The organism is Betaproteobacteria bacterium, assembly GCA_009377585.1.
Lineage (GTDB): Bacteria > Pseudomonadota > Gammaproteobacteria > Burkholderiales > WYBJ01 > WYBJ01.
Genome location: WHTS01000046.1, coordinates 18,415 through 43,130 on the forward strand (window position 1 = coordinate 18,415; position 24,716 = coordinate 43,130).

Here is a 24,716-nt window from a genome sequence, read left to right on the forward strand (position 1 = left end):
CTCGACGCCTACGCGGCGGCTCGGTGCCAGGCTTGGCGCAGCTCTCCGACCAGCGCGTCGCGGGCCGCATCATCCAGGTTCACCGCGGGCTCGAGCGCGGGCGGCCCCGGCCAGCCCACATCCGGAAATTCCATGCCCATGAAGCTGCGCTTGCCCGGATAGCGCGGTATGACATGAAAGTGCACGTCGGGGTCCACCATCATCAGCATCAGGTAATTGATGCGTTCGTACGCCGTGTAATCGCGCAGCATGTGCTCTACCTTGCGCACCACGTCGCGCAGTTCGGCGAAGGCTTCGGGGCTCAAATCGGAGAAGGCGAGCACCGGCTCGCGGCATACCAGCACGAGCGACCCGAGCGTGGGTTGCCTGGGCCGCAGCAGCACGCTCCAGCGCTCGCTCTGTGCGATGCGGTTCGCCGGGTCGCCGAACTTGATCTCGGTCGCGTTTGCCATCGTCAGGTCGCCGTTCGTGCGAGCCGCATCGAGGTGCGATCGATGAAAGCCGGGACGGGACTCGCGTCCGTCATGCGGCGGGGAAGGCAGAGCTCGTAGCCGCCGGCATCGACGAAGCGCCCCTCGGCTGCCGACCATTGCCGTATGGCGACCTCGGCCCGGCCGGCGGGCGACAAACTTAGCCGATGCCAGCGCGCGGCCTCGTCCTTCGCGTTGGGCAGCGCAGAGGACGACGGCACGCACAGGCACGGAATCATGCCGCGCATTCCATGGGGCCCCGGCAGCGCATCGAGACGGGCATTGTGCGCGTGGCCGTGCAGTACGAGCTCGGCGCCCGCGCGCTGCAGCACGGCGCCCAGCTCGGCACGGTCGGCGAGCGCGCGGCGCCAGCTCACCGCGCCACTTGCCACCGGGTGATGCACAGCCACGACGCGGATGCGACCGGTGCGCGCTTCCTCGTTCAGCACGGCCTCCAGCCGGGCAAGCTGGTCTGCGCCGATGCGTCCGCGGGCGAGCAGGGGCGCGGTCGGCCGCGCCGAATTGAGGCCGATCAGCGCCAATCCTTCCCGCCGATGAACGAAGGGCCAGTTGCCGTCCGTGCTGGTCCATGCGGACCAGCGGCCCAGCCCTTCGGACTCGGCGACGCGGACCAGCGCGTCGTGATTACCGGGCACGACGCTGATGCGATCTGCGGGGGCGAGCGCTTGCAGCCACGCAGCCGCACGCGCGAACTCCTCCGGCAGGGCGAAATTGACGAGATCGCCGGTAATCACCATATGGTCGAGGTCGGCTGCGCGCAGCTCTGCGGCAAGCGCGGCCAGGATCGTTTCGCTTTGGATGTTGCGCCGGCGCCGCCAGGCCCAGGCGCTCAATTGGCGCTTCGACAGCCGCTGCGCCAGCCCGAGCTTCGGCTCGAACGGCAGGTGCAGGTCGGAGACGTGCGCAACGGTGATCGTTTTCATCGATAATGCGGGCCTTTGCGAAGCGGGATGATTGTGCCATACATTGCGCGCGAAGCGCGCCGTCGCCAGCCATGAGCGAGGTGTCCGGACACGTCGTCGGCGAATCGCCGCTGCGCATCTGGGGTTTGCCTTCGGCGCTGCGGCTGCGCCGTCAGCTCGAGCGCGCCGGCGCCGGCGCCGGCGAGTCCTTTGCGGACCGCGTCGTGTCGCTGCGAGCCGACTGGGTCTACGACCAGGCGATCGTGCGCGGCCTGGTCGCGGCGCATGAAGACTGCGCGCTCGTCGCGGACGGCGGCAAGTGCGTGGGGGTGAGCATCCGTGCCGAGCGGCGCGACGAGACCGCAACAACGCTCGCCGCCTACGGCGTTCCGCCGGGCGTGCGCGCCGTGAGTGTGGCCGAGGTCGCCAGCGGCTACGACGACAAGCTGCGCAAGCGCGAGCTGCCCTACCTCATGCCGCTTACGTCCGAGACGCTGCCGGCAGTCGAGCGCCGCGTCTTCGGTGGCGCCTACAAAGGCGTGACGGATGCGGTCACGCTCTACCTCTGGCCCGCGCCCGCGCGGGCGGCGACGCGCTTCTGTGCGCGCCACCGCATCACGCCCAACCAGGTCACGTTCGCAAGTCTCCTGCTCGTCCTGGCCGCGATGTGGCTGTTCTGGACCGGCCGCTACGGCCTCGGACTGGTCGCCGCCTGGGCGATGACATTCCTCGATACGGTCGACGGCAAGCTCGCTCGCGTCACGCTGCAGTCGACGCGCTTCGGCGACGTCTTCGATCATGGCATCGATCTCATCCATCCGCCGTTCTGGTGGTGGACGTGGATGGTGGGGCTGCCGGCCGCCGGCTGGCAGCTGGCGGACCCTTCGCCGGTTCTCACGGCACTTGTGGCGGGTTACGTATTGCAGCGGCTGGAGGAAGGGGTGTTCATCGCGTGGTTTCGCATGGACATGCACACCTGGCAGCGATTCGATAGCCGCTTCCGCCTGATCACGGCCCGGCGCAATCCGAACCTCGTCATTCTCACCGTGGCGGCCGTCGCGGGACGGCCGGATATCGGCATCGTGGCCGTTGCAGTCTGGACGATGCTCTCGCTGCTCATTCATACGGTGCGCCTCACGCAGGCGGCATGGGTGCGCCGCCAGCGGCCGCTGCGCTCGTGGCTCGCGCCCTGAGGGCTGATTCGCCGCCGCACCCGGCGCTCGCGGCGCTGATCGAACCGGAGCTTCGAGCCGCGGTTCCTCGTGAGATCACGGTGTTCGCCGAGCGGCTTGCCGCGCGCGCGCCCGCGGGGGTCGCTGCCGTGCTCTTCTATGGGTCGGCGCTGCGCGAGCAAGCGCTCGATACGCTGTTCGACTTCTATCTGCTGGTCGATCGCGCCGGCGCCTGGCCGCAAAGCCGCTTTGCCGCCGCTTCCAATCGCGTGCTGCCGCCGAATGTAGGCTATGCGGAGGAGACAATCGAAGGGCGCATGTTGCGGGCGAAGTACGCAGTCATGACAACTGCGCAGTTTCGCCGCGCAATGGCCGCGCGCTCGCTCGACACCACGCTATGGACGCGCTTCTCGCAGCCGTGCGCTTGCATCTACGCGCGCAGCGATGCGGACCGCACCGAGGTGCTCGGCGCCGTCTGCAGCGCGGCGATGGCGGCCGGATACTGGGCCGCCGTGCTGGGTCCCGGGCGTGGCGAAGCCGTTGCGTACTGGAATGCACTCTATGCACGCACCTACGAGCTCGAGCTGCGAGTGGAGTCGGCGAGCCGCAGCGACGCGGTCGTTGCGCGCGCGCGCGGGCGCTATGCGCGCCTGCTCCCGGCTTCGTGGCAGGCCGCCGGCGTCGCGTACGAAGAGCATGCGGGTGAGCTGCGTCCGATCCTTACGCTGCGCGCCCGCGCCGGTGCGCTGCGAAAATGGACGCTTCGGCGCCGCTTCGGGCGCCCGCTCAATGTGCTGCGGCTCCTGAAGGCGGCGTTCACCTTCGACCGAGCGCTGGACTACGTCGTATGGAAAGTCGAACGCCATTCGGGCGTGCGCCTTCCCGTCGCGCCGTGGGAACGGCGCTTTCCGCTGCTCGCCGCCCCGGGCGTGTATTACCGGCTGCGCCGCCGCGGCCTGCTTCGCTAGCGGGGCAGCCAGCCGGCCGCGCGGTACCAGGCCACGGTGTCGGCGAATCCGGACTCGATCTCGAAGCGGGGGGTCCAGCCCGCCGGCCTCGCCTGCTCCGCGGGCGACACGGACCAGTCGAGGTGGGAAATTTCGCGCAGCTTGTGCGAGTTCAGCATCGTCGCCGAGCCGAGCAGCCGCCCGACATCGCCAGCCCATGCGACGGTGTGCAGCAGCGCCCGCGGCGCCCGTACGAGCCGCGCATGCGGATTGCCGACGGTGCGCGCGGCCATGCCGAGAATCTCGGCCCAACCGTAGCCTGCCGGCTGCGCGTCCGCCGCTGACAGCACCTCGCCCTGCGGCTCGGATGCCGCCATCTTCACGATGAGCCGTGCGAGATCCTGCACGTGAATGAGCGCCACCCGCGCCTGCGGCGGTGCCGGCAGCGCCACGATGCGGTGACGCGCAAGTTGGAAGAATCGCAGCGTCTCCGGATCGGCGGGACCGTATACGGCCGCCGGGCGCAGCACCGTGACACGAGATCCGAGGATTTCGCGCACGGCGTCTTCGCCGGCGCGCTTGCTCGCGGCGTAGTCCGAGATGCCCGGCTCGCGTGCGGCGAGCGTCGAGACGAGGACGAAATGGCCCTGCGGCGCGAGCCGCCGTGCGATGCCGGCAAGCGAGGCGCTCGCCGCGCCGTTGACCTCGAAGAACTCGCGCCGCCTTGCGGCCTTGATGAGGCCCGCGGCATGGATCACCGCGTCCGCGCCTTCGACCAGGCGCTCGAGCGCCGCCGCATCGGCTAGCGTGCCGGGCACGACTTCGGGGCTGAGCCCGCGCCAATCCGGTATGCGCGGCTCGCGCCGGACAAGCACCCGCACCCGCCACCCGGCCTGCGCGAGCGCGGACACGAGATGGCGGCCGATGAAACCCGTCGCGCCCGTCACCGCCGCAAGCGGCGCGTCGGGGCTGGCCGGTTCAGTCGAAATCATTGAGGCACAAATGGGTTTCGATGCAGGATGCCGTTGGCCTGTTGTTGTGGCGCATATTACTATCGCTCGGTTGCGTTGCGCCCGTCCCCGAGATCACCGGATCCCTCAGGTCACTCGCCGGAAGCTACGAGGTCGCTTCAACTGGTGTGCCTCCGAAGAGGTAGTGCAGGAGCTTCCCCCGTCGCGCTATCACCTTGCAAAGGCTCTCTGGATTGCGTACTGTGTGCTTGTAATACGTGCATACGGAGGTTGCAATGGCGCTGTCGGTGAGGTTGGACCCGGCGTTGGAGGCTCGAGTGGATCAGGAAGCCAAGCGGCTGGGTATGACGAAGTCGGATTTCGTGAAAGATGCGCTGGAGCGTGTGCTCGGGGTGAAGAACCCATACACCCTGCTCAAGGCCACGCGTAGCCTCAGGCCCATGGGCGATCCGAGAGCGTCCGAGAACGTCTCTGCAAGGATGAAGGCGAAGCTTCGTGCGAAGCGTGCTGATTGATGCGGGGCCGATGATCGCGCTCTTCGCGGTCGATGATCGGCATCACAAGCGCTTCGATCGGATCATCGAGAACCTGGCGCCGCAAGGACTGCGGCTCCTCACCACTTGGCCCTGTGTCGTCGAGGCCGCTTATCTGCTCGATACCCCGCAACGCTACGAAATGCTTACCTGGATCGAAACAGGAGGCACTCTGGTGTACCCGTTCGAACCGTATCACCTCGGGGATATGGTGGGTTGGATGAAGCGTTACGCCACACGCAGCAAACGGGAGATGGATCTGGCGGACGCATCCCTCTATTGGCTGGCAATCGAAACGGACGTTACGGACGTCATGACCGTTGACGTTGCTGATTTCTCTCGCTACCGATTGCCGGACGGGCGCGCCTTTACCATCATGTGACGCGCCGTCGATGTCAGCTACCTTGCGAAATCACAGTGCGGCCTCAGCGCTGCAGACGGCCGAGGCGCTCGCGATCGAGTGCCTGACCTTCGGCGTCGCGCCGGGGGCGATCCCGAGCGGCAAGCCGCCGGTGCGCATCTTCCTCGGCACCGAGGAGGCGCAGCAGCGCGCCGAGCGGGTCTTTCTCTACACGGTGCACAAGCACCGCGACCCGGCGCGCGTATACCAGGTCTATCTCATGAAGGACCTGCCCGGATTCGACCGCAGGACCTGGCGCACCGGCTTCACCCAGTACCGGTTCGCAATTCCGGAGCTCGCGGGCGGACACGGCCACGCCATCTACAACGACGTCGACCAGATCTATCTCGCCGACCCGGCGGCGTTGTTCGATCTCGACTTGCAGGGCTGCGGCTATCGGGCGGTTGCGGCCAACGACACCTCCGTGATGGTCATGGATTGCGCGCGCATGCTGCGCTGGTGGAACCTTCTGTCCGCGCAGGCCGGCGGTAAGCGCGATCTGGTTGATGCACCTGCCGCAGAGCCCGGTCTTTGGGGGGCGCTCGACGGCGGCTGGAATGCGCGCGATCTTGAGTACCGTCCGGGCGAGTCGAGGCTACTTCACTACACGACGCTGCACTTGCAGCCGTGGCGGCCGACCCCCGAGCAATACTCCTACCATCCGCATCCGCTGGGCGCGCTTTGGCTGCAGCTCGAGCGTGAAGCCGACGCGCAGCGTTACCAGCCGTTCACGCGCGAGCGGCCGAGCGGCGCCTATCGCCGGCTTCTCGCCGAGCGGCGGGCACCGCTGCTACCTGCAGCCCCCGCGGAGACGGTTGCCGTCCTGGGGTACCTCGAGTTGCTGCCGCCAGTGGACCGGGCATGGTTTCTCGAAGGGCTGTTTGCCGCGGCACGGCGCTCCGTACGGCTGCGCGTCGACTTGCGGCAGGTGGCCGCGCCAGCCGATCGGTCGGCTCCGCCGCGGCTGACGGATGCGGCGCAGTGGTGGCGCGAGGGCCTCGCCGAAGCCGCCGAGCGCCGGCCCGGCGTGGCATGGGAGCTCGAGCTCATCGAGCCCGGCGGCTCGCGCTGCTTCGAGTACCGGCCGCCGCAGGGCGCGCCGCGCGTATGGGTGCTGCTCGGCCGGCACGAAGGCGACAACCGTCAGCTGCTCGCGCTCGCCGAAGCGCTCGGCTCGCCTTTCGAGACGCGCAGGCTCGTATTCAAGCGGCGGCGCCTCATCCTGCCCATGTGGTTGCAGGGCGCCTCGCTCGCGCGGCTGGATCGACGTCGCTCCGAGGAACTGAGTCCGCCATGGCCCGATCTCGTGCTTGCGTGCGGACGCTACAGTGCGCCCGTGGCGCGCTGGATTCGGCGCCGCTCGGGGGGCATGGCGCGCCTGGTGCAGCTCGGGCGGCCGCAAGCGCCGCTCGATGCCTTCGATCTCGTGGTGACAACGCCGCAGTACGGCCTGCCCGGGCGCGCGAACGTCTTGCACAACGTGCTGCCGCTCAACCGCACGCTTCCAGGGTGGAGCGAACGTGCCGCTGCGGCATGGCTGTCGCGACTCGAGCCGCTGCCGCGCCCGTGGATCGGTCTGCTCGTCGGCGGCAACAGTTCATCGAGCGAGCTGAACGAAGCGGCCGCCCGGCGGCTGCGCGAACAGGCCGAAGCGCTGGCGAAGACGCGGGGCGGGTCGCTCCTCGTCGCCACGAGCCCCCGAACGCCCGCCGCAGCGGCGGACATCCTGCTCGCCCAATCCGCCATTCCGGGTGCGCGCTACCGTTGGCGCGCGCACGATCCCGAAAACCCCTACCCGCTATTCCTGGCACGAGCCGACGAGCTGATCGTCACCGGCGATAGCGCTTCGATGCTTGCCGAGGCGTGCGCGTCCGGCCGTCCCGTGCATTACGTCGCCTTGCCTTGGCCGAAGAAACGTCGACGCGTCTCCGAGCTCGCGCTACGGCTGCTCGCACGCCGGCGAAACCGCCTCGGCGAGCGCGGCACGCCGAAGCAGCAGGACCGCGTCGAGCGGTGGCTCGACAAGCTGCTCGCTGCCGGCGTGCTGCGGCCGCGCCGCGACCTCGGCGCGCTGCACGCGGCGCTACGTTGGGCAGGCCTGGCGCAGCCGCTCGGCGAGCCGTCATCGTCGATGCAGCGGGTGGCCTCGGAAGATCTCGATCGCACCGTGGCCGCGGTGCGGCGCCTGCTCTCGAGCGGCCGAGCTGCGGCGCCATGACGCGGCTCGAGGCTCCGGCGCTCGCAACGCAGCCAAGAACAATCGCGCTGTTGCTTCCTTCCCTGGCTGCAGGCGGCGTGGCCCGTTCGGTACTCCACCTCGCGGGCGCCTTCCGCAATGCCGGGCATGCGGTGGATCTCGTGCTCTGCAAGGCAGAAGGACCGTACATCGAGTCGGTGCCTGACGCAGTGAACGTGGTGGCGTTGCGGCGCGAGAGCCCGCTCGTCGCCCGCGCGCGGCTTCTGCGACTCGACCCGCGCGGCGCGGCCGAATTGGCGCGCCCGGCATTGCTTGCCTGGCGTCCCGCCCCGGTGCAGCCGTATCTCTGCGACCTGGCCCGCTACCTCGATCGTGTTCGACCCGACGTCCTGCTTTCGGCCAAGACGCCGACCAACCTGCTCGCCCTGTGGGCGCGCCGCTGGAGCAAGGCTCACACGCGCGTCGTCGTCGCGGAGCACACGCAGCTGTCGCAATCGATAGCCCGGAATCACAAGTGGCGCTGGCGATACATTGCGCCGCTGGTCGGGCGCACCTACGCAGAGGCCGACGCCATCGTCTGTGTTTCGGATGGCGTCGCGGACGATCTCGCCCGCACCGCCCGATTGCCGCGATCGCGCTTGACGACGATCTACAATCCCGTCGTTACGCCGGCGCTCGCCGCGCGCGCGGCCGAGCCGCCGCCGCATCCGTGGCTCGAGGCACGCGCTGATCCACCGGTCGTGGTGGCCGCCGGCCGCCTTGCCCCGCAGAAGAACTTTGCGCTGCTGCAACGCGCCTTCGCACGGCTTAGGGCCCAGCGTCCGGCCCGCCTCCTGATCCTGGGCGAAGGGCGCGAGCGGTCCCGGTTGGAAGCGGCTGCGCACGAGCTCGGCATCGCTGCCGACGTCGCGCTTCCGGGGCATGTGGCGAACCCCTATGCCGCGTACTCGCGCGCGTCGCTTTTCGTGCTTTCGTCCGACTGGGAAGGGCTGCCGACGGTCCTCATCGAGGCACTGGCCTGCGGCTGCCCGGTGGTGAGCACCGATTGCCCGAGTGGTCCGGCCGAAATCCTGGAGCACGGGCGCTACGGTACGCTCGTCCCCGCAGGCGATGCCGTGGCTCTGGCGCAAGCCATGGCCCGCACGCTCGACCAACCGCCGGCCGCCGACATGCTGCGCCGGCGCAGCGAAGCGTTCACGCTGGAACGAAGTGCGCAGCGGTATCTCGAACTGCTGGACGGGCTGCTGCCGGCGACCACAACCGAAAGTTGATGCGGCATGCAGCCGACATGGATCGATGCCGGTTCGTTCGCACCTGGCCGCGCTTGCGGGCGCTGTCACAGCGCGTGCTACGATGCACCGATATAGAGGCCATTCATCTTGTCGTCGTCCGCCGGCCGCTTCTCAAACCTCATCGTCGCTTCCACCTGCTACCACGTCATACTGGCCTGCCTGATCGCGCGCGATGCACGCTTCGCCGGGCCGAGCCTGCTGGTCGTGAATGCACGCCGTGAGCAGATGGCCGCGCTGTGCGAGCCGCTCGCACAGGCAGCCGACAGTCCGTTTGCCGCCACCATGCCGCTGCCCGAGGTCGACGGCCGCAAGCCCGCGCGGGAACGCGCGCTCGGCCGCTGGCTTGCACAGCTCGATGACCGTGTTCGCGTCGAGCGCGTATTCGTTTTCACCGATCTGACGCCCGAGCTGCAGCTGCTCTGCCGGCGCGCGCGCGCGCGCGGCGCGCTCACTTTCTGCGCGGAGGATGGCGGCGCCGCCTATTCCTCGCAGAGCGCCGCTGCGCCATGGCGGCTGCATTGGCAGCGGGTCGTGCGCTTCGGTCCGTGGATCCAGAACGTGACCGCGAGCGGCAGCAGCCGCCACGTACAGACCTGCCTCGCCCTGCACGCCACGCTCGTACGTCCCGAGCTGCAGCGCAAGCCGGTGTGGTCGCTGCAGCCAACGGCGTTGCCGGATCTGCTTGCTTCGAGCTGGATCGGCCGGTTCCTGGCGCACTACGGCGTTTCGCACGATGCGCTTGTCTGTGACGAGCTGTATGCCCCGGCGCGCACCCGAACGGCGCAGGCGCGCGAACGGCTGCGGGGGGGGTTGCGTGAGGAGATCCGAGCGGCGCGGCAGGCAGGCCGCGACTGCATCGTGAAGTATCATCCGCGCGAACGGGAGGACTTCCTCGGCGCGGCGGCGTTGGGCGCCCGCCTGCTGCCCGCGGCGATCCCGGCGGAGCTCGTCTATCTCGCCAGCGGCGCCCGGCTCAGCCGCGTGATCGGCGACGCCGGGACGACCCTCCTGACCGCGCGCTGGCTGGTGCCGCATGCTCATGCGTTTTCGGCGCTCGAGCTCGCGGGACGCGGCGACGATGCCTGGTACGTACGCACGCTCGATCGGCTCGGAGTGCAGCGGCTGAGCTAGCCCGGAAATTTTCACCGGGCCGACCCGCGCCGGGATGAAAGCTTCATGAGTGGTTTTTGGCCGATCCGGCGCGCAAGCCCGGCTTCCCAAGGGAGCACAAGGTACGATGCATTTCAGTAGCCTGTCCGAGGCGGACCTGCAATTGTCCCGGAACGACATCATGCGGGTCATGGCGCCATTCGTGAAGCGGCGCATCGAGGGCGACGATGCCGAGTGGGACGCCATCGTGCGCAAGCGCAAGAAGAACATCCTGCGGCGGAATTTTCGTCGCATGACGCTGGGCTGGCTGCCGCGGCATCAGCGCCGGCCCGCTTCGATCATCGACGAGTACACGCAAGTATGGCGCGTCGGCTACGGCAGCTACGATCCGGCCAACCCGCCCGCGCGCTACCGTCCCTGGCACTGGGGCGAGGAGCGCCTGCTCGCGAACGATTTCGGCGCCGCGCGTTTCCGGCAGCTCGTGCTGGTGCGGCTGATCGAGCGGCTGCAGCCGCGCAGCGTGCTCGAGGTGGGATGCGGGCTCGGCATTCACCTGATCCTGCTGGCGTGCCGGTTTCCGCAGATTGCGTTCACCGGCGTCGAGCTGACCGGCGAGGGCCACGGCGCCGCACGCAAGTTGCAGCAGCTCGAGCGGCTTCCGGAACACCTGGTTGCCTTCGCGCCCGAGCCGTTGCAGGACCTGACGGCGTTTCGCCGCATCGACTTCCGCCAGGGCGACGCTACCGCACTGACGTTTCCCGAGGCCAGCTTCGACCTGGTCTACACGGTGCTCGCACTGGAACAGATGGAGCGCGTGCGTGAACGCGCGCTGGCCGAAGTCGCGCGGGTCACGCACCGCCATTACTTCGGCATCGAGCCGTTTCGCGACGTCAACGACAGCGGCTGGGAGCGGCTGTACGTGCTCGGGCGCGACTACCTGCGCGGCAGAATCGCCGATCTGCCGCGCCATGGGCTCGTTCCGACGCTCGCGTTCAGCGATTTCCCGCAGGAGCGCTTCCTCAAGGCCTGCGCGGTGTTGACGGAAAAGCGCAGCAGCGAGCCGGGCGCTTTTTTCTGTCAGGATGCGGGTGCGGAAGGGTCGAGGGCGAGCGACGGCGTCAACGCAGGTCGCAGCGTGCGCCAGTCGACATAGGGCGCCGCCATGCGCAGAAGCGGCGAAGCGAGCATACGCGCTGCGGCCCAGGGGCCCATCGCCCGCCCGGCCTGCTTGCAAAGGACGAACCAGCGCTTGCCCACCGCGCGCGTGAGCGAGGCTTGCCGGTAGCGGCCGACTTGCCGATTGGCTGCGAGCAGGTCGCCGAGCCACGCCTCGGCCCACTGCAGATACTCGCGCTCGGCCAGGCCGCCGCGCGAGAGCAGGTAGTGCTGCTCCAGGTCCGCCTCGCTGGGCGACAGGCCGAGCGCCTCGAGTTGCGCGCGGTTGATCGCCATCTTGCGTTCGCGCCCGAGGTCTTGGGTGAGGCCCGTGTAGCGCCCGGCATGCTGGCGGCCGCACACGAGGATGGTCGCAAGGTTCGCCATCGAATGGCGTTCGGCAAGCCGCACGTGCATGTCATAGTCCTGGCAGCGCGGGAAATCTTCACCATACCGATACGTTTGCAGCACCGCCGTGCGCGCCATGATCGAGCGGTTGGAAAGGCAGCAGCGGAACAGGAGCTCGGCGTCGACATCCGGTGCGGCGATCGGCTGGCGGCGCACGCGGCGCGCGAGCCGGCCTTGTTCGTCCATGAAGCTTCCCCAGCTTCCCACCTGCACGTGGTCGCGGTGGGCATCGAGGAAGCGGACCTGGCTTTCCAGGCGTCCGGGATAGGCGTAGTCGTCGCTGTCCAGCAGCGCGATGTATTCGCCGCGGGCGAGCTCCAATCCCCGGTTGCGCGTGCGCGGGATGCCGAGATTGGCGCCGTTGGACTCGACCCGCACGCGCGGGTCGCGTGCAGCGTAGCGCTCGAGCAGTGCGAGACTGCCGTCGGTGGAGCCGTCGTCGACCAGCAGCAGCTCGAAATCCGTGAAAGCCTGCGCCAGGATGCTGTTCACCGCGACGCACAGATAGCGGCTGCGGTTGTAAACCGGAATGAATACGCTGACCTTCGGAGCGCCGGCCATCGGTCTTGCTTCAGGCGGCGAGGAGCTTGCGCAGGCGCGTAGCGAGCGTGGCGCGCTCGATGACGACGATGAACACTTTGCGCAGCGTTTCCGGCGGGCACCGGATCTCGCGTACGCCGTGCCAGGAGTTGCCGTTGCGTACGAACAGAAGACTGCGATTGCCGAGTGTTTCGGACGGCTCGACCGACGCGAAGTCTTCGAAGGCAGGCGCCGAGTGCGGACTGAAGCGGCCGCCGTCGTCGAGGATGACGGTTTCGCCGCCCCAGGCCGGATCCCAATCGTCTGCGGTATTGAAGTAGAAGATGTGCGAGCCCAATTTGCGTTTCGCGTCGCAGTGGGGCGAGACCGACGCGCTGGCCGGCGTGTAGTGCCAGTGGAACCGCAGCTCGAAGCCATCGGTTCCCATCGCACGCGCAAGCCAGGTCTGGTAGACCGGCCCCTGCAATTCGTCGATGAAAGACTGCCAGCTCGGCGGCAGGGCCAGGCCCGGCTGATACTCCAGGGCGTAACGGTCGTGGCTCTGCTGGCCGTAGCGGCGCGCCTTGCCGAAGAGTTCCTGGAACATCGCGAGCGGCGGCAGCGCCTCCCGCAGCCGCTGGAAGGCTTCCTCGCGCAGCACGCCGGCGAGATTGCACCACGGGTACGGGCGCTGGTTGCGGAACGCCTGAGGATCGAGGCGGCTCAGGGTCGATTCATCGAGGTACTGCATGGTCACCTTCCTCCTTCCAGACCGGCATTGTCGCACGCGCCGGCGGGTACTTGTGCCAGCGACGGTGATGCCAGCTCCACAGCTCGGGATGGCGCAGCGCCTGCCGCTCGGAAGCACGTGCCAGGCGCTCGACGTCGGTTGCAAGCGGCCCGCAGGCGGGCGGCAGCGGCGGCTCGATGCGAAAGCGCCAGGCGCCGTCGTATCCCGTGGCGAGAATCGGCAGCACCGGTGCCCGCGTGTGGCGGGAGAGCAGTGCGGGTCCCGCAGCCACCGCCATGTCCTTGCCGAGAAAGCGCACGACGATCCCGTCCTGCGGGCTTCTCACGCCTTGGTCGATGGTGACGAACACGAGGCGCCCGCGCTTCACCGCTGCCAGCATCCGACTGTAGGCGTGCAAACCCTCGTTCGCGAGGATGCCCTCGATGTCGTATCGGGCCAGGCCGTGCGCGAAAAATCCCGCCGGCGCCATGCGCGACTGCCGATACACGACACTCACCGGCCAGCCTGCCGCCGCGAGACGCACCACGAGCAATATGCCGTTTCCGGCGTGCGTGCCGAGCAGGATCGCGCCGCGGCCCTCGGCACGCGCGCTCTGCAGATTCTCCATGCCTTCGAGCGCAAGCCGCGAGGCGAGCGCGCGCTCGTCCTGGCGGCGATCGAGCATCGCCAGGATTTCGAGCGTCGTCTGGGCATTCGCGTGATGGGCGCGTCGCAGTTGCGCCTCGACCCAGGGATCGCCGACCGACCGGCCCAGGGCGAGCGCCATGTCGCGCGCGCAGCGCCGCCGCCGGCGCCAGGCCACACGGTATTCGAGCTCGCCGAGCAGTTTCGCCAGCGCGGGCGCATGGCGGAACCCGGTCGCGCGGGCGAGGACCCGGAGTGCGACGAAAAGGCAGACTCGCCCGCCGCGGCGCAGCCATCGCATGGGCTCAGCCATGCCGGAATGCGCGCGCGGCAGGCGCGGGCGCCGCCGGCACGGACGTGCGTATCTCGCGACCTTCCACGCGGTAGAGACGGTCGGCGATCTGCATCAGACGCTCCTGGTGCGCGACCGCGAGCATCGTCAGCTTGCCCTTGAGGTGGCATAGCGTCTCGAGCACGATTGCCTGCGCTTCGGGATCCAGGTTGCTGGTGGCTTCGTCGAGGATCAGCAGACGCGGCTTGTGGATGAGCGCCCGGGCGATCGCCAGGCGTTGGCGCTGTCCGCCGGAAAGGCGCGAGCCGCCTTCGCCGATGCACGTGTGCACGCCTTCCGCCATCGCCTCGACGAACTCGAGCGCATCGGCTGCGCGCAGCGCCGCTGTCAGCTCCTCTTCCGGGACCGGTTCGCCGAGCGTGACGTTGTACGCCACCGATTCGTTCAACATCACCGATTCCTGCGGCACGTACCCGATCTGGCAGCGCCAGGCGCGAAGATCCATCTCGGTCAGAGGCACATCGTCCACCAGGATGCGGCCGCGGTCGGGCTGCAGCAGCCCGGTCACGAGGTCGAGCACCGTGGTCTTGCCGGCGCCCGAGGGGCCCGCCAGAACCGTCAGCTCGCGCGCGGGCAACACGAACGACTGGTCCTGCAAGATGGTGACACCGTCATAACTGAAGCTCACCCGCTCGAAGCGGATTTCGCGCTCGAGCTCGACGCGTTGCGAGCCGCCGGCGCTCTCGCGCTGCGCGCGCGCCGCATCGATCGCCGCGGCAATCGACCAGTAAGCGCTCTCGCGCATCGCGACCTGCTGAAAGGCGCGTTGGCTCTTGGACAGGTAGTTCACGACCCGCGCGAGCAGGAACAGCATCACCAGCAGGCTCGCCATCGGCATTTCGAGCACGACCAGCCCGAGGTAGAACCCGATGCAAACCATGATCGCGAGCAGCGGCTCCTGCAGGGCTGACAGCGCCTCCTTGGCGACCACCTGCCGGCGCAGCGCGCGCCGCAACTGGCGCGTGAGATCGGAGAGCAACGCCTCGACGTGGCTTTCGCGCGCCATCGCCTTGAGTGGCTTGGCGGCTGCGAGGCGGCTGCCGACCGCGCCGAGCAGAGACTTGAACAGCTCGGTCTGGTGCCGGCTTGCACGCCGCGACTTGCGGATCAGCCGGCTGAGCGCAAGCAGCAGCACGGCGCCGGCAACGAACGAGGCGATACCCGCCGGCAAGGAGATCGACAGCGCGATGGCGAGATAGATGAGCGCGTTGAGCGCGAGCGCCAGCACCTGCGCGGTGTGCTGGAAGGCTTCTGCGGCGCGCTGGGCCTCGGAGCCGATCGATGCGGACAGGCGCCCGACCGACTGCTGCACGTAGTAGCGCCAGTTGGCGTTGATCACGGCGCGGATCAGCGCCAGGCGCAGATCCGAGGCGATGCGTGCCACCGTGTATCCAACCTGTCGGTTGGCGACCAGCGTGAGCGCCGCCTTGCACGCGATCAGCAGTACAGCGAGCCCGAGCAGGTTCAGCGGCGTCGCCTGCACGTGCAGGAGCTCGGTTACGCCGAGCGCGATGCGCTGCGGCAGGCTGGGATCGGCTTGCACGTCTCCGGCTGCGAGCGAGAGCATGGACAGCAGCATCGACAGGCCGAGGCCGTCGAGCAGGCCGGCGAGGAATACCGCGCCCAGCCCGGCGGCGCTGCGGCCGGGATACAGGCGCAGCACGGCGCCGATCATCGCGATGGTGCCACGGCTGCGGGCTGCGGCGGGAAAAGCGCTCATAGCGTCAGAAAGGTCAGGCGCGATCCCGCGCGGATCGTGACCGGCCGGGCAGGATCGATGTCGAACTCTTCGCCGTCCAGAGTGTAGCTCGACAGCCGCAGCACGCGCAGCGCATCGCAGCGCCCGCTCAGGTAGCCGTGCCTCACGTCCATGTCTCGCGTGAATCGGCCCGTGACTATCAAGGGCAGCCGGGCCCAGAAGCCCATGCCGCGAGCGCCGACTGCAGTGAAGCGCAGGGCGCCTAGCCCTTCCTCCGCATACGGGTTGAAAAGTCCTTGGCGCTTTTGGAGCGTGGTGACAATCAGCAAGCGCGCGGGCTTCGCCAGCACTTTGCGGCCGGGCACCTCAATGCGCAGATCGTCGAGCGGCGGCTTGTATTGGCCGAGCATGGCAGGCAGCACCAGCTTCAGCAGACTCCAGAGGGTGGCCGCACTTCCTGCGCGCAGCGTCCCGCTGCCCTTCTCACGGTCGCTGTGACAGGTGCGGATCGCATAGTCGACGAGCCCCGCTGCCAGGAAAAAGCCATGCCTTGCGGGTGCCGGCGGCTGCTCGATCCGCAGCACATGCCGAACCTCGACGCCGAGCGCGGCGCCGTCGCGCCAACGCTGCAACGCCGTTTCGAGTTTCGACAGCACGTCACCGCGTCCTCCGAGGTCACCCGCCGTGACGTTGCTTCGCCCGCCACCAAGGACGAGCAACTGCGGCTGCGGGACGTCGGCCGGCAGAGAAACAAGCCGATCCACCACAGCCTGCACGGTTCCGTCGCCCGAGAGGATAAAGATCTTCTGCTGCCTCCTGTCGAGAAGAAGGTCCATCGCGGCGGCGATTTCTGCGGAATCCGTGGCGCGGATGACTTCAATGCCCTGTGCGCCGGCAAGTTGCGCGGCTCGCTCCGCCATGCCGCCGCGCGAGGCGCTGAAACTTCGCGGGTTGACGAGGAGGCAGGGCGCACGCTGCGCGAGAGCCGGTGCTGCCCGCGCCGCCGCTGCTCCCGAGCTCACGGCGTTCGAGGCAGATCGGGCTTGTCCGTCCACCTGCGCATTGCGGATCGCTCCACCGATGTAGCCTTTGCGCCCCGCCACAGCTCGGCAAGCGCCGCGAAGAAACTGCGCCGTGCGGTGGCGTGGTACGGCGCTTCGCGCGGCAGCAACGCGCTCAGGCGCCGATGCGCCTTGCCGAGATTGTGATAGGGCAGGGAGGGAAACAGGTGATGCAGCGCGTGGTAGCGCAGGCCAACCGGAAACAGCAGCACCGTGAGCCAGCTCTGGCCGGTGATGTTGATGGAATCTTCCATCTGCTCGAGATGGCTCATGCGCTCGCCGCGGTTGCCGTAGCGGTGAGCGGCGAGGTTGCGCACCCAATTGAACCCCAGGGCGCCGGCGACCAGCAGGTAACCCATGAAGAGGTGTCCCGCGTCGATCGTGCCGGCCACGAGCAGGCCGGCGATGCACAACAGATACACGAAGGAAATCGCTTCGACGATGACGAGGTGGCTCTCGTCGCGGCGCGGAAAGCGTTTCGCATAATAGGGGTTCGATACCGCCGCGGAGGCGCGCGTAAGGACCCATTCGCGCAGGCCACGATTGAGCCAGGACAGTGGCCCCAGCACGCCGAGGCGCACGAACATGAAAAGCGGCAGCAGCGGCGCCTGCGCCAGGTACTTGACCGTTTCGCGCAACGGCGAGGCCGCGAGCGGCAGGTATTCGCCGTCGCGAGGCGTGCCGAAGTGTCGGGCGTTGTGGTGGTCGGCGTGGTTGCGATAAAAGATCCACGGCATGAGGAACGGGATGCCGATGAACAGGTTCCACGCCCGTGCGAACCATCGCATCTGATCGCGCCGCGTATGCACCAGTTCGTGAATGAAGGTCCCGCTACGGAAGAGCAGGACGATGCTCGCCAGGTATGCGGCGATCTGCAGCAGGCTCCACTTCGGTGCCAGGAAATACGCCGCCGCGAGGCTCCAGGCCGCAGCCGTCGCAAGCGTGAAGTCGATCCAGTAGACGGGCGCGGAACGTGTATGCAGGTCGTTCACCGCCGTGCGTGCCTGCTCGAACCAGGCGGGCGATTGTTTGGAACTGCTCCCGGAGTTGTCCTCGCCGACGAGGCTCACATCGGCGGCGACGCCGCTGGGCGCGACGCGGGCGGTTCGATCGCCGGAGGCCTCCGCGGCATAGGGTCTTTCTCTGAGAGCCTGCGGCATAGCGTTGCGAGAATACCGTCAGGATTGCTCCGGAACAAGCGCGCCTGCCGGTTTTCTGCTGCGGCAGCGCGACAGTATGGTTACAATCTCGCGTCGAATTCGGCGGAATCACGAGTCCGCGAGGCGCGGGGAGGTGTGTCGTTGCGGGAAGACAAGGGCAATAAGGACAAGGACGAAGCCACTGCGACGCGTAGCGGGATAGCGCTGCGTCGAGCAAACTTTCGCACGTTGACCGAGGCGCTCGATTACGCTGCCGAGGGCCGCACCGGCTTCAACTTCTATAACGGCAAAGGCGAGCTCGCTTGCGTTCTGCCCTATAGCGAGCTGCGCGAAAAGGCGCTTCGACTGGCATGCCGCCTGCAGACATTTGCACGCGGCAGCCGCGTCGCGCTGGTGGCGCATACTCATCCCGACTTCGCGGTGATGTTTTTCGCCTGCCAGTACGCGGCGCTCGTACCGGTGCCGCTGGCGGCGGCGATCCATCTGGGCGGCCGAAGCGCCTATATCCGGCATCTTAGTGACCTCGTGCGCGATTGCGGCGCGGTCGCCGCTTTCGCACCGGCCGATTTCATCGGCATGTTGCACGAGGCAGCGGCCGACCTTCCGGTGCAGCGCGTCGGCACCCTGCAGGACTTCATGGCGCTGCCGGCGCTCGACGAGCTGCCCGCGCCGCCTGCGACTCACGAGCTTGCCTACCTGCAATACACCTCGGGCAGCACCCGTTTTCCGCGCGGTACGATGATCACGCAAGCGGCGGCGATGGCGAACCTGGAAGGCATTTTCACCCACGGCTTCGAGATCGCTGCGGATGACCGCTTCTGCTCCTGGCTGCCTTTCTACCACGACATGGGGCTGGTCGGGATCGTGCTCGGGTGCGTTGCCACGCAGCGCTCGGTCGACTACCTCGCGACGCGCGATTTCGCCATGCGACCGCGCCTGTGGCTGAAGCTCATCTCCCAGAACCGCGGCACCATTTCGTTCAGTCCCCCCTTCGGCTATGCGCTGGCCGCGCGCCGCGTAAGGGCCAAAGACGCCGACGGGCTCGATCTGTCGTGCTGGCGCATCGCCGGCGTGGGCGCCGAAATGATCCACCCGGAGTGGCTGACGAACTTCGCACACGCCCTGGCGCCCGCCCGCTTCGATCCGTGGGCATTCCTGCCCTGCTACGGCATGGCCGAATGCTCGCTGGCGGTGAGCTTCGCGCCCGTTGGCGGCGGATTCGGCATCGATTTCGTCGAGGCCGAGCGCCTGGCGCGGCACAACGAGGCCGTAGCCGCGCCGAGCGCCGACCCCGAGCGCTTGCGCTCGGATTTCGTCGACCCCGAGCCCACGCGCTCGGGCTTTGTCCACCCCGGTCGCAAGCGCTCGGGCTTCGTGAATTGCGGCAAAGCGCTGCCTGGCTACGAAGTCGAGATTCGCGACGAAGCGGGTCGCACGCTCCCCGATCGGCACTGCGGCCGCATCTACCTGCGCGGGCTGAGCATCATGTCGGGCTATTTCGGCAACATCGAGGCGAGCCGCGAAGTGTTGTCGGAGGATGGATGGCTCAACACCGGCGACCTGGGCTATCGCGTCGACGGGTCGCTCTTTCTCACCGGTCGGGCGAAGGATTTGCTCATCATCAACGGGCGCAACATCTGGCCGCAGGACATCGAGCATCTCGCCGAACAGCAGCCGGAGTTGCGCGCAACCGATACCTCGGCGTTCTCGATTCCCGGCGGCAACGGCGGGGAAGCGGCGGTGCTGGTGGTCCAGTGCCGCGAAATGGACCCGGCTTCGGCCGCGTCGCTCGCGGAGCGTTTGCGGCAGGCAGTCTACGCCGAGCTCGGCATCGAGTGTCTGGTCGACATCGTTCCGCCGCGCACGCTGCCGCGTACCTCGTCGGGCAAGCTCTCACGCAGCTCCACTCGCAAGCAATTTCTCGAACGGCACGGTGTCGAACGCGCATGCGACCTGCCGTGGGTTCGAAGCGGCTTCGTCGTCCATCGCGGCACGGCCATGCCCGCGGCATCCCTGGCGGCGGTTCGTGGTGCCCTGCAGACAGGGGGAAACATCGGCATCAACGCGGCATGAGGGACCAACGGGCATGAGGAAAGCGGGCATGAGGAACCAGCGGGCATGAAGGACCAGCGGGCATGAAGGACCAGCGGGCACGAGGGACCAGCGCGGCATGAGGGACAAGGCTGCGGTCGAGGAGGTCGTTCGCGACGCGCTCGATGCCGTGCGCCCCGGCGAGGCCGATATCGGCCCCGGCGGCGAGCTCGGGCTGGATTCGACCCAGGCCATGGAGCTCATCATGCAGATCGAGGAGCGCCTCGACATCTCCATCCCGGTCGACACGCTGGCCGACTCGCGCACGTTCGATCAGCTCTGCGCCGGCATCATGCGGCTCGATTGAGTGAGCCTGCTCGACAAGCTCGAAGCGTTACGATCGCTGCAGTTGGAGCTGGTGCAAACGGCCGGCGTGCCGGCTGTCGCGACGCCGATGGACGAGGTCCATTCGGCGCGGGAAGCGACCGTCCAGGGACGCCGGCTACTGCTCGCTGGCAGCAACAACTACCTCGGTCTCACATTCGACGCGGCTTGCCGCGCTGCCGCCATCGCCGCGATCGAGGCCTACGGCACCGGCAGCACCGGCTCGCGCATGGCGAGCGGCAACTACCAGCCCCACCGCGGTCTGGAACGTGCCCTCGCCGATGCATTCGGCTGGCCGGCCGGGATCGTGTTCTCGACCGGATACCAGGCGAACCTCGGCACGCTCTCCGCCCTGGCCGGCGCCGGCGATTACCTGCTGGTCGACAGCGACAGCCACGCGAGCATCCACGACGGCTGCCGCCTGAGCCCGGCCACCACCATCCGCTTCCGGCACAACGACCCCGACAATCTCGACCGGCGCCTCGCGCGTTTGGGCCATGAGGCCCGGCGTGCGCTCATCGTGGTCGAGGCGCTCTATAGCACGCTGGGCGATCGGGCGCCGCTGCGCGAGATCGCGCAGATCAAGGCGCGCCACGGCGCCTGGCTGATCGTGGACGAGGCGCACTCGTTCGGGCTGTTCGGTGCGCGCGGGCTGGGGCTGTGCGAGGAGCTCGGCCTGCTCGATTGCGTCGACTTCGTCGTCGGCACGTTCTCGAAGAGCCTGGGCGGCGTAGGCGGATTCTGCGTCAGCCGGCACGCGCAATTCGAATTGCTGCGTATGACGAGCCGGCCCTACATCTTCACCGCTTCGCCCGCGCCCGCCGTGATCGGTGCCACGCGCGAGGCGCTGCGGCGCGTGCTCGCCGGCGCCGATTTGCGCACGCGCCTGTGGCGGCACGCGCATCGTCTCCACACCCAGCTCGAGCGGCTCGGTTACTGCCTCGGATCCAACGTGGCGGGCCCCATCGCCGCCCTGATCTACCCCGAGCGCGAGACCGCCATCGCCCACTGGCGGGCATTGCTCGACGCCGGAATCTACACCAACCTGATGGTGCCTCCGGCAACGCCCAGCGGCTTGAGCGTCGTGCGCATCAGCCTCTCCGCCGCGCACACCGACGAGGACATCGGGCGCATTCTGCAGAGCCTGGAAGCGCTCGCTCCCGCACGCGCCACCATCTATTGATCGTTCCGTATTGGACGACAGTCCAGTACGGACGCGACGCTCCCCTCTCCCCCCGGGGAGAGGGGTTGGGGGTGAGGGACGAGCGTGACATGAAATAGGGAACGCTCGATAGCGCAATTGCGAGCAGGAACTTTCTCGCGCCGAGCGTATCCGACCGGCTGGATGATCCTGATCCAGCAGGCCCCGCATCGCAGGTCGCGGGTTATCGAGCGCGCCAAGCTTTACAAGCGGACGATTGGCCGCGGCGTGTGCAACGCCCGCACGGCTGCGCGTTTCGCTGTCCGCTGGCCGCCGCAACAGGCGTCGAGCGGTCGCGATCCAGGAGGACGCATTCTTGTACGACGATCTCGTCATGGAGCACATCAAGAACGCGCGCAATTATCGCGTGCTCGATGCTGCCGGGCGGATCGCCGTGGGTACCAATCCGCTGTGCGGCGACGAAGTGCGCCTGTATCTCGAGCTGAAAGACGAACGGATCGCCGATCTTGCTTTTCAATGCAGCTGCTGCGGCATATCGATGGCCTCCGCTTCGATCTTGACCGAGACGGCGAAGGGAGCGCCGGTCGAAGACGCACGGCGGATGATTCGGGATTTCATCGCGATGCTCGAAGACCCTGCCACGCAGCCTGCGGCCACGACCCGCGTGGAGTGGATTGCAATGCTCGATACCGTGAGGCGATTTCCTGCGCGCGCGCGCTGCGCGTTGCTGCCGTGGACGACGGCCGCGGATGCGCTCGAACCTTCCCTCACCCCCGGCCCCTCTCCCGGAGGGAGAGGGGAGCTTGGGCCGTAACTCCCCTTACCTCCGGCTCTCCCGAATAAAGGGGAGCTTCGGGGCGTGACTTCCTTATCCCGGCCTATCTCTCGGAGAGGGTCGGTTCGGGCGCCAGTTCGTCGGCCACGGCCTTCTCCACCACGGTGCCGGCGAAAAAATTCGGGTTGTTGCGCGTATGCAGGCGTGCGGCGTTGGTGAAGGTGAACTCGCGGAAATCCTGCTCCGTCACGAAGCCGTGCTCCACCATCTCGAATGCCTCCGGGATCACGTCTCTGAAATCGGGCACGTCGAAGTGCGTGAAGTCGGAGCTGAACAGCGGGCGTAGCCGAACGCCCATGCGCGGGTCGAAGGCCCACAGGGTGGCACGGTCGTCGGCCTCGCAGCCGAAGTAGAAGTTGTCCGAAAAAACCGCCCGGATATCGGCCTTGGATGCGACGCCGGACGCTTCGAAATCGTCCACGACATGCTCCGGCCGGCTCAACTCGGCGATTTCCACTTCAGGGCGAAATGCATCGAGGTTACGCATGATCGCGTCCGCGTTGGCTTTCAGCCGTGCATTGCCATAGCGCTCGATCAACCGGCGCAGCTCGGCGATATCGGTGGTGCCCGGATCCTGCAGTCCGGCGCGGCGGCGCTTCTCCCAGTGCTCGATCATGTCACCGCACATCTGGCAGGCCCAGCTCACGCCGCCTTCCATGAAGCCGAAATTGAGGCTGGGAAAGCGCCGTACCACACCGCCGAGAAACACCCCGCGCGCGAACGCGTGGTTCGACTCGGCGAAGTGACCGACATGGTTGTAGGTGAAGTTGCTGATCGAAGCGCGATCGACCCAGCGCGGACTGCCCGAGTGCTGGGTCACCGCCACGCCCAGCTCCACGCAACGGCGCCAGAACGGGTCGTAGTCGAACGGGCTGTCGAGCGCGATCGTATCGCAGTACCACGCTGCCTTCTGCGGGTCGACGTCCTGCGCCGCGCTCGGGATCGGCCGCTCCTGGTTTCCACGCAGCATGATCGCTTTGTAACCCAGCGTACCGACCGCATGTTCGAGCTCCTCTAGCGCTTGCTGCGGCGTGCGAGCCGGAACGATCGCCACCGGCGCGAATCGTTGCGCGAAGGGCGCAAACATCTCGGCCGTCATGAGGTTGTAGGCCCGCGCCGTGGCCGCGTGCAGCTCGTCGTCGGCGACGGTGTTGATGGTGAGCCCGAAGCTCGGATACATCAGGGCGAAGTCGATGCCCAGCTCGGGCAGGCGCTCATCGAGCAAGGCAGGCAGCAGCGCGGTGGCCTTATCGAGGGTATTGGCGGTCACCCCCCACCAGATGCCGCGGCGCAGCCGCTGGTGTTGCCGTTCTGCCGAGGTGGCCCGGTACCACGCGCTATTGCGATGCCATAGCTCGCGGATGCGATCGACTGCGCCGGGACCGGCCACTTCACGCAGATGTTCCAGAAAGATCGGGATCGGCTCCATCCAATGCCCGTCGCCGTCGATCACCGGGTGCTTAAGCCCCGCGCGAATCCGTGCTGCTCGGCTCTGCATGGTCATCGCTCCTCTCGCTTAACCGGGTTGGGCGCCTGGTGCTACGCCAAGGGATGAACAGGCCTTGCAATGACGCGTGTGTTGCAGCTGCTGTCGCGATGCCAAGGATAGGAGCTGGAACGGTGCATTCGCAAGCACCGCGCGGGCATGGTCGCTGCATATCCGTCACCGGTCATCCCCAGCGGCGAGGTGCGTCATGGAATTCATCGCGATGATTTTTCTCGGTCTTATTGCGGGCGCGTTGGCGAAGCTGATCATGCCGGGCCGCGACGGGGGCGGAATTTTCATGACGATCCTGCTGGGGATCGCGGGTTCGTTGCTCGGCGGATTCCTCTTCAACGTGCTCGGCATCGGCGATGGCGAGACATGGGCAGGCCTGATCGGCTCGATCATCGGCGCCATCGTGATCCTCGCCATCTATCGCGCCGTCACCAAGAGACGCGCCACGGTTTGAGCCGCGGCGGATCTCGGGCTGAAGCAGCTTCCCCGCAGTGGACCCCAGGCGCAGCGCCAAGGCGTTTCCCGGATTCGCAGGCCTCTGCATCGCCCTCGGCGCGCTGTTGCTGCCCACCCATGCCGCCAGTCAGGCACCGAGTGGCCGCACGATATTTCGATGCGAAACCGCGGGGCAGATCAGCTACACGGATGCGCCTTGCCCGGATGCGGAAAAGGTCGATGCGATCCGGCTACCCGGTGTGAATCGGCCGGCGGCGCCCGATCGTATGGCCTACCACGCGCCGAGCGATGACGGCTCGGGGGCGACGTGGCGACCGTCCGCGGTCAAGCGGCCAGACGGTCTCGCGCCGCGCGCGGCCCGATTCGCAGCCGGGGTGAATGCAGAATGTCCGCACCTCGCGCAGCGCATGGCGCTCATGGAAGCGGAAGAGTTGGTGGCCAACGGCCACAACGTCGGTGTCATTCAGGAACGGCTCGCTGTCCAGCGACACTGGTATCGGCAGCTCGGGTGCGCCACGTTCGCTCATAGCCCGGGGCCGTTGACGGCAATCAGGGCCAGCGTGACGTACGGCGTACGCTGAGTCGCGTTTTCGTCGTGATACGAAA

General features: G+C 67.8%; 24 protein-coding genes. 14 read left to right on the forward strand and 10 right to left on the reverse strand.

Annotation, left to right across the window (positions count from 1 at the left end; all coding sequences use genetic code 11):
• Positions 1-8 precede the first annotated feature (8 nt).
• Together GEV05_15595 and GEV05_15600 are read right to left on the reverse strand one after the other, a co-directional pair.
• The gene (locus GEV05_15595; GenBank protein MPZ44791.1) at positions 9-452 is read right to left on the reverse strand and encodes an HIT family protein; all 444 of its coding nucleotides are present in this window, start codon (positions 450-452) and stop codon (positions 9-11) included.
• 2 nt (positions 453-454) lie between these two features.
• Positions 455-1,414, reverse strand: a complete 960-nt coding sequence (locus GEV05_15600; protein MPZ44792.1) for a metallophosphoesterase — start codon at positions 1,412-1,414, stop codon at positions 455-457.
• 71 nt (positions 1,415-1,485) lie between these two features.
• On the opposite strand from GEV05_15600, the gene GEV05_15605 reads away from it, so the two are divergent.
• Positions 1,486-2,586 (forward strand): CDP-alcohol phosphatidyltransferase family protein, encoded by a 1,101-nt coding sequence (locus GEV05_15605; protein MPZ44793.1) that lies wholly within the window; start codon positions 1,486-1,488, stop codon positions 2,584-2,586.
• 74 nt (positions 2,587-2,660) lie between these two features.
• Positions 2,661-3,533, forward strand: a complete 873-nt coding sequence (locus GEV05_15610; GenBank protein MPZ44794.1) for a hypothetical protein — start codon at positions 2,661-2,663, stop codon at positions 3,531-3,533.
• Here the strand turns inward: GEV05_15610 and GEV05_15615 are convergent.
• Positions 3,530-4,504 (reverse strand): SDR family NAD(P)-dependent oxidoreductase, encoded by a 975-nt coding sequence (locus GEV05_15615; GenBank protein ID MPZ44795.1) that lies wholly within the window; start codon positions 4,502-4,504, stop codon positions 3,530-3,532. The genes GEV05_15610 and GEV05_15615 overlap by 4 nt on opposite strands.
• Before the next feature lie 254 nt (positions 4,505-4,758).
• Here GEV05_15615 and GEV05_15620 point away from each other — a divergent pair, with 254 nt between their 5' ends.
• The 6 genes from GEV05_15620 to GEV05_15645 all read left to right on the forward strand — a co-directional run bounded on the left by GEV05_15620 (position 4,759) and on the right by GEV05_15645 (position 11,168).
• Complete coding sequence (locus GEV05_15620) at positions 4,759-4,998, forward strand: ribbon-helix-helix protein, CopG family (protein MPZ44796.1); 240 nt, start codon at positions 4,759-4,761, stop codon at positions 4,996-4,998.
• Entirely contained in the window at positions 4,979-5,398 is a 420-nt protein-coding gene (locus GEV05_15625) for a hypothetical protein (GenBank protein ID MPZ44797.1), read from the forward strand. The genes GEV05_15620 and GEV05_15625 overlap by 20 nt, the downstream gene beginning before the upstream one ends.
• 466 nt (positions 5,399-5,864) lie before the next feature.
• Positions 5,865-7,634 (forward strand): hypothetical protein, encoded by a 1,770-nt coding sequence (locus GEV05_15630; GenBank protein MPZ44798.1) that lies wholly within the window; start codon positions 5,865-5,867, stop codon positions 7,632-7,634.
• A complete protein-coding gene (locus GEV05_15635; protein MPZ44799.1) occupies positions 7,631-8,884 on the forward strand; it encodes a glycosyltransferase in 1,254 nt (417 codons plus the stop codon). The genes GEV05_15630 and GEV05_15635 overlap by 4 nt, the downstream gene beginning before the upstream one ends.
• A 108-nt stretch (positions 8,885-8,992) precedes the next feature.
• Positions 8,993-10,036 (forward strand): hypothetical protein, encoded by a 1,044-nt coding sequence (locus GEV05_15640; protein ID MPZ44800.1) that lies wholly within the window; start codon positions 8,993-8,995, stop codon positions 10,034-10,036.
• Between the two features lie 106 nt (positions 10,037-10,142).
• Complete coding sequence (locus GEV05_15645; GenBank protein MPZ44801.1) at positions 10,143-11,168, forward strand: methyltransferase domain-containing protein; 1,026 nt, start codon at positions 10,143-10,145, stop codon at positions 11,166-11,168.
• On the opposite strand, the gene GEV05_15650 is transcribed toward GEV05_15645, so the two are convergent.
• From GEV05_15650 to GEV05_15675, 6 genes are all read right to left on the reverse strand, one after another.
• A complete protein-coding gene (locus GEV05_15650; protein ID MPZ44802.1) occupies positions 11,093-12,139 on the reverse strand; it encodes a glycosyltransferase in 1,047 nt (348 codons plus the stop codon). The genes GEV05_15645 and GEV05_15650 overlap by 76 nt on opposite strands.
• A gap of 10 nt (positions 12,140-12,149) precedes the next feature.
• A complete protein-coding gene (locus tag GEV05_15655; GenBank protein MPZ44803.1) occupies positions 12,150-12,848 on the reverse strand; it encodes a hypothetical protein in 699 nt (232 codons plus the stop codon).
• Positions 12,832-13,785: a hypothetical protein gene (locus tag GEV05_15660; GenBank protein ID MPZ44804.1), complete on the reverse strand. Its 954-nt coding sequence runs from the start codon at positions 13,783-13,785 to the stop codon at positions 12,832-12,834. Before GEV05_15660 ends, GEV05_15655 begins: the two co-directional genes overlap by 17 nt.
• Positions 13,778-15,544, reverse strand: coding sequence for an ATP-binding cassette domain-containing protein (locus GEV05_15665; GenBank protein ID MPZ44805.1), 1,767 nt, complete (start codon positions 15,542-15,544; stop codon positions 13,778-13,780). The genes GEV05_15660 and GEV05_15665 overlap by 8 nt, the downstream gene beginning before the upstream one ends.
• Positions 15,541-16,443, reverse strand: coding sequence for a hypothetical protein (locus GEV05_15670; GenBank protein ID MPZ44806.1), 903 nt, complete (start codon positions 16,441-16,443; stop codon positions 15,541-15,543). The genes GEV05_15665 and GEV05_15670 overlap by 4 nt, the downstream gene beginning before the upstream one ends.
• Positions 16,444-16,541: 98 nt before the next feature.
• A complete protein-coding gene (locus GEV05_15675) occupies positions 16,542-17,744 on the reverse strand; it encodes a fatty acid desaturase (protein ID MPZ44807.1) in 1,203 nt (400 codons plus the stop codon).
• Here GEV05_15675 and GEV05_15680 point away from each other — a divergent pair.
• From GEV05_15680 to GEV05_15695, 4 genes are all read left to right on the forward strand, one after another.
• The gene (locus GEV05_15680) at positions 17,562-19,817 is read left to right on the forward strand and encodes a fatty acyl-AMP ligase (GenBank protein ID MPZ44808.1); all 2,256 of its coding nucleotides are present in this window, start codon (positions 17,562-17,564) and stop codon (positions 19,815-19,817) included. The two genes, GEV05_15675 and GEV05_15680, sit on opposite strands and share 183 nt — an antisense overlap.
• A 97-nt stretch (positions 19,818-19,914) precedes the next feature.
• Positions 19,915-20,142, forward strand: coding sequence for a hypothetical protein (locus GEV05_15685; protein ID MPZ44809.1), 228 nt, complete (start codon positions 19,915-19,917; stop codon positions 20,140-20,142).
• A complete protein-coding gene (locus GEV05_15690) occupies positions 20,143-21,342 on the forward strand; it encodes an aminotransferase class I/II-fold pyridoxal phosphate-dependent enzyme (protein MPZ44810.1) in 1,200 nt (399 codons plus the stop codon).
• A gap of 334 nt (positions 21,343-21,676) precedes the next feature.
• Positions 21,677-22,135, forward strand: coding sequence for an SUF system NifU family Fe-S cluster assembly protein (locus GEV05_15695; GenBank protein MPZ44811.1), 459 nt, complete (start codon positions 21,677-21,679; stop codon positions 22,133-22,135).
• 64 nt (positions 22,136-22,199) lie between these two features.
• On the opposite strand, the gene GEV05_15700 is transcribed toward GEV05_15695, so the two are convergent.
• Positions 22,200-23,660 (reverse strand): amidohydrolase family protein, encoded by a 1,461-nt coding sequence (locus GEV05_15700; protein MPZ44812.1) that lies wholly within the window; start codon positions 23,658-23,660, stop codon positions 22,200-22,202.
• Between the two features lie 190 nt (positions 23,661-23,850).
• On the opposite strand from GEV05_15700, the gene GEV05_15705 reads away from it, so the two are divergent.
• Both GEV05_15705 and GEV05_15710 read left to right on the forward strand, forming a co-directional pair.
• A complete protein-coding gene (locus tag GEV05_15705) occupies positions 23,851-24,108 on the forward strand; it encodes a GlsB/YeaQ/YmgE family stress response membrane protein (protein ID MPZ44813.1) in 258 nt (85 codons plus the stop codon).
• Positions 24,109-24,145: 37 nt separating this feature from the next.
• Complete coding sequence (locus GEV05_15710) at positions 24,146-24,691, forward strand: DUF4124 domain-containing protein (GenBank protein MPZ44814.1); 546 nt, start codon at positions 24,146-24,148, stop codon at positions 24,689-24,691.
• The last annotated feature ends 25 nt before the right edge of the window (positions 24,692-24,716 follow it).